Annotated in this window: 7 protein-coding genes; 3 read left to right on the plus strand and 4 right to left on the minus strand. The window is 71.9% G+C overall.

The genetic code is table 11. The features are described 5' to 3' along the window. Both VLF38_RS07105 and VLF38_RS07110 read right to left on the minus strand, forming a co-directional pair. A partial coding sequence (locus VLF38_RS07105) for an acetyl-CoA carboxylase biotin carboxylase subunit (protein ID WP_325270581.1) occupies nt 1-1,392 on the minus strand: 1,392 nt, incomplete at its 3' end. An 11-nt stretch (nt 1,393-1,403) separates the two neighbouring features. Beyond that, the gene (locus VLF38_RS07110) at nt 1,404-2,975 is read right to left on the minus strand and encodes a carboxyl transferase domain-containing protein (protein ID WP_325270582.1); all 1,572 of its coding nucleotides are present in this window, start codon (nt 2,973-2,975) and stop codon (nt 1,404-1,406) included. Nucleotides 2,976-3,020: 45 nt separating this feature from the next. Here VLF38_RS07110 and VLF38_RS07115 point away from each other — a divergent pair, with 45 nt between their 5' ends. From VLF38_RS07115 to VLF38_RS07125, 3 genes are all read left to right on the plus strand, one after another. After that, nucleotides 3,021-3,575 carry a TetR/AcrR family transcriptional regulator gene (locus tag VLF38_RS07115; protein WP_325270583.1) on the plus strand — a complete coding sequence of 185 codons (555 nt, stop codon included), beginning with the start codon at nt 3,021-3,023 and terminating at the stop codon, nt 3,573-3,575. Nucleotides 3,576-3,698: 123 nt separating this feature from the next. Continuing rightward, nucleotides 3,699-4,304 (plus strand): hypothetical protein, encoded by a 606-nt coding sequence (locus tag VLF38_RS07120; protein ID WP_325270584.1) that lies wholly within the window; start codon nt 3,699-3,701, stop codon nt 4,302-4,304. A 13-nt stretch (nt 4,305-4,317) separates the two neighbouring features. Then, entirely contained in the window at nt 4,318-4,920 is a 603-nt protein-coding gene (locus tag VLF38_RS07125) for a class I SAM-dependent methyltransferase (protein ID WP_325270585.1), read from the plus strand. A 113-nt stretch (nt 4,921-5,033) separates the two neighbouring features. On the opposite strand, the gene VLF38_RS07130 is transcribed toward VLF38_RS07125, so the two are convergent. Continuing rightward, a complete protein-coding gene (locus VLF38_RS07130; protein WP_325270586.1) occupies nt 5,034-5,741 on the minus strand; it encodes an SWIM zinc finger family protein in 708 nt (235 codons plus the stop codon). After that, nucleotides 5,738-8,040, minus strand: a 2,303-nt coding sequence (locus VLF38_RS07135) for a DEAD/DEAH box helicase (protein ID WP_325270587.1), incomplete at its 5' end; no start/stop codon positions are given. The genes VLF38_RS07135 and VLF38_RS07130, both read right to left, overlap by 4 nt.

An 8,040-nucleotide genomic window follows, 5' to 3' on the forward strand; every position in this document is an offset into this window, starting at 1 on the left:
GTCGAACGCCGACTCCGCGAGCGCAGCGAGCACGGCTGCGCCGGCGGTGGCGGGGGCCTCGAGGGTCGTCCGGTCCAGCCATGCGGTGTCGATCACGGCATCGCGGAACGGATCGGAGGCGACCAGCTCACGGAGGAAGCCGGTGTTGGTGGTCAGGCCGAGGACGAGGGTGTCCTCGAGGGCGTGCACCAGGCGCTGCCGGGCCTGCTCGCGGTCGCGGCCGACCGTGATCACCTTGCCGAGCATCGGGTCGAACCCGGTGGTGACCTCCTGCCCTGACTCCAGCGCGTGGTCGACGCGGCAGCCGCTCCAGTCCGGCCACGAGACGTACGACGCGTGGCCGGCCTGCGGGAGGAAGCCACCCCACGCGTCCTCGGCGTACACGCGGGCCTCGATGGCGTGGCCCTCGGTGGTCACGTCGTCCTGCGCGAAGCCGAGAGGCCGCCCGTCGGCGATCCGGAGCTGGAGTGCGACGAGGTCGAGCCGCTCGTCCCTGACGCGGACGATCTCCTCGGTGACCGGGTGCTCGACCTGGAGACGGGTGTTCATCTCGAGGAAGTAGGCCTCGCCCGTGGCGTCGTCGAGGAGGAACTCCACCGTGCCGGCGCCGGTGTAGCCGACCTGCTGCGCGAGCGCGACAGCGGCGCTGGTGACGCGGGCGCGCTGCTCGCCGGTGAGCGTGGGGGCTGGCGCCTCCTCGAGGACCTTCTGGTGGCGCCGCTGCGTGGAGCAGTCGCGCTCGAAGAGGTGGACCACGTTGCCGTGGGTGTCGCCGAAGACCTGGACCTCGATGTGGCGTCCGCGCTCGACGTACTTCTCGAGGAGGAGGGTGTCGTCGCCGAACGCCTTGGCCGCCTCGCGGGCAGCGGCCTCCTTCGCCCCGGGGAGGTCGGCTGCGCTGCGCACGACACGCATGCCCTTGCCGCCGCCGCCCGCCGCGGCCTTGACCAGCACCGGGTAGGCGAACGTCGCCGGGTCGTCGGTCAGGGTGTACGACGGCACGACCGGTACACCCGCAGCCTCGGCGATCGCGCGGGCGTGGTCCTTGCGGCCCATCTGCTCGATGACCTCGGGGCCAGGACCAGCCCATCGCAGGCCCGTGTCGAGCACGGCGCGGGCGAACCCGGCGTTCTCGCTGAGGAAGCCGTAGCCGGGGTGGATGCCTGTGGAGGACGGGTCCGCGTTGTCGGCCCTGTTGTCGGTGGCCGCGGCGACGATGGCATCGATGTCGAGGTAGCTCGGCACCTGCACGGCGTGGTCGGCCTCGCGCACGTGCAGGGCGCCGGCGTCTGCCTCGGTGAAGACCGCGATCGTCCGGATGCCCAGGGCGCGTGCGGTGCGGATGACGCGGCGGGCGATCTCGCCGCGGTTGGCGATGAGGAGTGAATCCATGACCTGTCAGCTCACATCCGGAAGACGCCGTACGACGGCGGGTCGACGGGGGCGTGCGCGGCCGCCTCTAGGGCGATGCCGAGCACGCGACGGGTGTCCGCGGGGTCGATGACACCGTCGTCCCAGAGCCGGGCGGTGGAGTAGTACGCCGAGCCCTGCTCGTCGTACATCGCGCGGATCGGGTCCTTGAAGGCCTCCTCGTCGTCGGTGCTCCACTCGTGTCCGGCCGCCTCGATGCCGTCGCGCTTGACCGTGGCGAGGACCGAGGCTGCCTGCTCGCCGCCCATGACGGAGATACGGGCGTTGGGCCACATCCAGAGGAAGCGCGGGTCATAGGCGCGGCCGCACATGCCGTAGTTGCCGGCGCCGAACGAGCCGCCGATGACGACGGTGAACTTCGGTACGACGGAGCACGCGACCGCCGTGACCAGCTTGGCGCCGTCGCGCGCGATGCCGCGGTTCTCGTACTCCTTGCCGACCATGAAGCCGGTGATGTTCTGCAGGAAGAGCAGCGGGATCCGGCGCTGGTTGCAGAGCTCGATGAAGTGCGCGCCCTTGAGCGCGGACTCGCTGAAGAGGATGCCGTTGTTGGCCACGATCCCGACCGGATGGCCGTGGATGTGGGCGAACGCGCAGACCAGCGTCTCGCCGTACAGCTTCTTGAACTCCTGGAAGCGCGAGCCGTCGACGATCCTGCGGATCACCTCGCGAACGTCGTAGGGCTGGCGCGTGTCGGTGGGGACGACGTCGTAGAGCGTCGCCGGGTCCAGGAGCGGCTCCTCGACGGGCTGGGTGGTCCACGGCACGGGGCCCCGCTCGGGCGTGGTGGCCACGATCGCGCGGAGGATGTCGAGCGCGTGGGCGTCGTCCTCGGCCAGGTGGTCGGCCACGCCGGAGGTGCGCGCGTGCACGTCGCCGCCGCCGAGCTCCTCGGCGGTCACGACCTCGCCGGTCGCCGCCTTCACCAGGGGCGGGCCGCCGAGGAAGATCGTGCCCTGGTTGCGGACGATCACGGTCTCGTCGGACATCGCGGGGATGTAGGCGCCACCGGCGGTGCACGAGCCCATCACGGCGGCGAGCTGCGGGATGCCCTGGCCGGAGGCGTTGGCCTGGTTGAAGAAGATCCGGCCGAAGTGCTCACGGTCGGGGAAGATCTCGTCCTGCATGGGGAGGAAGCCGCCACCGGAGTCGACGAGGGCGATCGCGGGCAGCCTGTTCTGCAGGGAGATCGTCTGCGCCCGCAGGTGCTTCTTGACCGTCATCGGGTAGTACGTGCCGCCCTTGACCGTGGCGTCGTTGGCGATGATCACGCAGAGCCTGCCCGAGACCCGGCCCAGGCCCGCGACGATGCCGGCACTGGCCGCGTCGAAGTCGTAGACACCGTCGCCGGCCAGCGGGCTCAGCTCGAGGAAGGGGCTGCCCGGGTCGAGCAGGCGGTCGACGCGCTGGCGGACGAGCAGCTTGCCGCGAGCGGTGTGCTTGGCGCGTGCGGACTCGCTGCCACCGGCGCCGCCCTCACGCACGGCGGCGAGGCGCGCGCGGAGCTCGGCGGCGAGGTCGCGCAGGGTCGGAGAAGTCGTCACCCCGTCAGGTTAGCGATCATTAACCTCGGGGACTAGGGTGGGGCCATGGCCAGCACCCGACGCGACGAGATCCTGGAGATCGCGGCCACGCTCTTCGCCCGTCGTGGCTACCACGGCGTCTCGGTCGCCGAGCTCGGCAAGGCCTGTGGGATGAGCGGTCCCGCGCTCTACAAGCACTTCGCCTCCAAGGAGGCCGTCCTCGCCGAAATGCTCGTCGGCACCAGCGAGGAGCTGCTGCGCGTCGGACGCTCGCGGGCTCGTGACCTGGCGCCCGGGGCGGCGCTCGCGGCGCTGGTCGACTGGCACATCGACTTCGCCCTGCGCCACCGCGCCCTGATCGTCGTCCAGGACCGCGACTGGTCATCCCTCCCCGACGAGGCTCGCGAGCAGGTCCGCTCCCTGCAGCGGAAGTACGTCGAGCTGTGGGCGAAGCAGCTGCGTCTGGCACATCCCGTGCTCAAGCCGGTCGCTGCCCGCGCACGGGTCCACGCGGCGTTCGGCCTGCTGAACTCGACGCCGCACAGCGCGCTCCTGCCCGACGACGCCATGCGCGACACCCTGCGCGAGATGGCCCTCCGCGCCCTCGACATCCGCCCCTGACCCGCCGAAGTGTGGCTTGTGGTCACGCGACGTGGGAGTTGTGGTCACGCGAGGTGGGAGTTGTGGCGCGGGGCCTGTGGATGACGCCCGACCCGCGCTGAGGATCCGCCGTACGTTCGCGGCATGAAGACTCTCTCGGGCATCGTCCTCACCCTCGCGCTCGTCCTGCCGACCGCTGCTGCGTGCGGCCGCGATGCCACCCCGTCCGCCTCTGCCGCGAAGGAGACGAAGCAGGCCGAGCCGCTGGTCGTGACCACCGACGACGTCCGGTTCGAGGTGCCCACCGGCTGGCGCACGCTCGATCCGGACGTCGGCGAGTCTGCGCTGACCGAGAGTGCCCGGGAGATGGGCACGACACCGGAGTACATGGCCCGGCAGCTGGAGGCGGTCGACGTGATGGCCGTGGCGCGTCGGCCCGACCAGGGCTTCCTCGACAACGTCAACGTCATGCGCTCACCCCTTCCGGTTCCCACGACGGCGCAGCTCGAGAATCAGTTCGCCATGCTCGGCATCGACCGCATCGGCGTACAGGAGCAGGAGACGCCGCTCGGGCCGGCGCTCGCCACGTCGTACGTCATGGAGACCGCGAGCGACCGGACGATCTACGGCGACTCACTGGTGCTGGAGGCTGCCGATGCAGTCGTCACGATCACCATCTCGACGGACGCGGAAGCCGAGACACGCGCACTGGCGAAGCAGCTCCTCGCAAGTCTGTCCGATCCGTCCTGACAGACTCGAGCCCGTGAACGACGCGCCCTCCGCCCGCTGGTTCGACGAATGGTCGCTGGAGCAGCGCCAGGAGTACGCCGCCCGGTTCCGCACCCTGGCTGCCTCCGGGCGCGACATCGACGGCGAGGCGCGACTGGTCGACGCACTGGCGGACCGCCGAGCGCGGATCCTCGACGCCGGCTGCGGCGCCGGTCGCATGGCGGCGTACCTCGCCACCCAGGGCCACGACGTCCTCGGTGTCGACATCGACCCGTTGCTCATCGAGGCCGGCCGCGCGGACTACCCCGGGCTGCCGCTGCAGGTCCTCGACCTGCGCGAGGTCTCCCCGGTGTTGGGCGAGTTCGACCTCGTCGCGAGCGCCGGCAACGTGATGGTCTTCCTCGAGCCGGGGACCGAGCGGGAGGTCATCGCCGCGCTGGCCTCGGTCCTCCGCCCGGGTGGCCGCGCCGTCTTCGGCTTTGCGACCGACCGCGCCTACACCCACGACCAGCTGGACGCCGACGCCGCTTCCGTCGGATGGATCCGCGAGGGCCGCTGGGCGACCTGGCAGCTGGACCCGTTCACCGACGATGCCGACTGGGCGGTCAGCCTCTACCGCGCGCCGCAACTGGGCTGATCTGCGCTCTACGCCTGGTGCTCGAGCGCCCGCCCGGGACCGCGTGACCACAAGCGTCGGTTCGACTGACCACAAGCGCGGGTTCGCGTGTCCACAAGCGCAAGTTCGGTGGATCAGGCCAGGTCGTCGAGGAGCCGGGCAGCGCGTTCGGCCGCCTCACCAGCGACGTCGAGGTCGATCTCGTCCTCGGACGCCTCGCCCGTGATCCCGTCCCCGACCCCGGATCGACCGGCGCGGCCCGCCACGTCGGCGAGCTCGGCGAGCAGGTGATCCCGCGGTAGTCCACGCAGCGCGAGGAGGACGAACGGGTCTGCGTCGACGAGCCAGGCGACCTGCGCCAGGACTCCCAGGACGTGCGCGCACGGCTGGACCCACGCACCGCAGGTGCACGAGCAGTCGAACTCATCAGGCAGGAGCGAGACCCCGGCTTCCTCGGCGTGCTCCGCGACGTCGGCCGGCAGGTCGCCGCCCAGCAGCGCCGCGATCCGGCCCGACGAGGCTGCGATGACCTCGACCAGCGCTTCGCGATCGGCCGCGTCGAGAGCCGGCACGAGCACGGAGCACGCGACCAGCTCGTCCGGATCGACAACGGGTGCACCCACCGAGCGGGCCCGGCCCCCGGCCCCCGGGCGCACCGCGGCCAGCAGCCGTCCGGCGTCGACCTCGATCGCTCCCACCGCCCCGCTCCGCGCGAGGCGCCAGCCCGCGGCGACGTCCGCCTCGTCGTAGGCCAGCTCCGACACCGTGCGGAGCCAGGCGCGGCCCCACCACGTCACCGCCTTCACCCCACCCCGCTGAGCGGGGAACGCCGGATGCCTCACGCCTCACCCCGCGGCCGCAGCTCGACCAGGTCACGCAGCTCGGCATTTGACAGCTCGGTGAGCCCTGCCTCGCCGCGTCCGAGCACCGCGTCGGCGAGCGCCCGCTTGCCGGCCAACAAGGCCGCGATCCGTTCCTCGATGGTGCCCTCTGCCACGATCCGATGCACCTGGACCGGTCGGGTCTGGCCGATCCGGTACGCACGGTCGGTCGCCTGCTCCTCGACGGCGGGGTTCCACCAGCGGTCGACGTGGAGCACGTGGTCGGCGCGGGTGAGGTTGAGCCCGGTGCCGCCGGCCTTGAGCGAGAGCAGGAAGACCGGGACCTCCCCCGCCTGGAAGCGGTCGACCATGGCGGAGCGCTCCGCCACCGATGTGCCGCCGTGCAGGAACTGGTGCGGCACGCCCGCCTTCGTCAGGTGGCGCACGAGCAGGTCGCCCATCGCGACGTACTGGGTGAAGAGGAGGGCAGCGCCGTCCTCCGCGAGGATCGTGCCGAGCAGCTCGTCGAGGAGGTCGAACTTCTCCGAGCGTCCGGTGAGGCGGGGGTTGGCCTGGCGCAGGTAGTGCGCCGGGTGGTTGCAGATCTGTTTGAGCCCGGTGAGCATCGCGAGGATCAGCCCACGCCGACTGTCGGCATCGGCCCGCTCGATGCGCTCCATCGAGTCGCGGACCAGCGCCTCGTAGAGCACGGTCTGCTCCCGGGTCAGACCGACGAGGTGGTCGGTCTCGGTCTTGGGCGGGAGCTCCGGCGCGATGCCGGGGTCGGACTTGCGCCGACGCAGCACGAACGGCCCGACGAGGTCCGCGAAGCGCGCCGTCACCTCCGGGTCGACACCCGCCTCGATCGGCTGCGCCCACGCCTTGCGGAAGGCGTTGCGCGAACCGAGCAACCCGGGCGTCGCCCAGTCGAGGATCGCCCAGAGCTCGACGAGCTCGTTCTCGATCGGGGTGCCGGTCAGGGCGACCCGGGCGAGCGACGGGATCGTGCGGAGCGCACGCGCGGTCGAGGTGGCGGGGTTCTTGATGTGCTGCGCCTCGTCGGCCACGACCAGGTCCCACGGGATCTTCGCGAGATCCGGCGCCGCGTTGCGCATGGTGCCGTACGTCGTCAGCACGAACCCCGCTGCACCCTCCAGGTCGCGCGCCGCACCGTGGAACCTCCGCACCGGTACGCCGGGGGCGAACCGCCGGATCTCCGCCTCCCAGTTGGCGAGCAACGAGGTCGGGCAGACGACCAGCGTGGCGTCGCTCGTGCCCGCACCACCGCTCGAAGCCGCCGCGTCGGCCGCGTCGTTCGCGTCCGCGGGGGCCAGCGCCCTCCGGTGCAGGTGCAGCGCAATCACCTGGAGCGTCTTGCCCAGGCCCATGTCGTCGGCGAGGCAGGCGCCGAGTCCGAGCGACGTGAGCTCTGCCAGCCAGGTCAGCCCGTGGCGCTGGTAGTCGCGCAGCGTCGCCTTCAGTGCCGCAGGCACCTCGACCGGCGCGCGGGTGGCAGCCGACCGCAGCTGCTCGCTGATCCGCTCGATCGATGCCGCCACGGTGACCGGCACCTGGCGGTCCTCGACCTGCACGACGCCCGAGAGCGCGGCCGCGACGGCGACCGGGGCCGGCACCGTGCGCACCAGCCGCTTCTTCGCCTTCCGCGCGATCGAGGGGTCGACCACGATCCACTGGTCGCGCAGCCGGATCACCGGGGCAGCCGACCCGGCCAGCTGGTCCATCTCCTCGTCGGAGAGCGGCTCGCCGGCCAGCGAGATGCGCCAGTTGAAGGCGAAGAGCGCCTCCGGGCCGAACATGCTGTCCTGCAGGGCCTCCTCGCGCTGGCTGCCGTCGCCGCCATCGCCGGGCCGCCGCTTCCGCGGCGCCTGCTCCAACACGGTCGACGCGACCAGGTCGCGGCCGAGCGACCGGGGCCAGAGCACGTCGACGCCGATGTCGCGGAGCGCCCCGACGCCGGACTCGAGCAGGGAGACCAGCTCATCGGTGTCGAGCGCGATCTCGTCGGGGACGCGCAGCGCCTGCAATCGGCCGAGCACCGGCCAGGCATTGGCAGCCGCACGCAGCGCGACAGTCGTGTGGGTCAGCGCGCGCGGCCCGAACCCCGAGGACTCCGGGTCGGTCCACAGCAGCGCCGCGTCGCAGAGATGGAGGGGGTTCCGCTCGTCGTGCACCTGCAGGACCAGGCGGACGGAGCCGGCGACGAGCTCTTCCTCGGCTGCCTCGACGCGGAGCGAGAGCGTGACCAGGTTGGGCCGGTCGTCGGGCACGGGGCCACCGTCGGCGCGGATGCGCGCGAGCC

The sequence above is a fragment of the Nocardioides sp. genome (assembly GCF_035481145.1).
In the GTDB taxonomy this organism is placed as follows: domain Bacteria; phylum Actinomycetota; class Actinomycetes; order Propionibacteriales; family Nocardioidaceae; genus Nocardioides.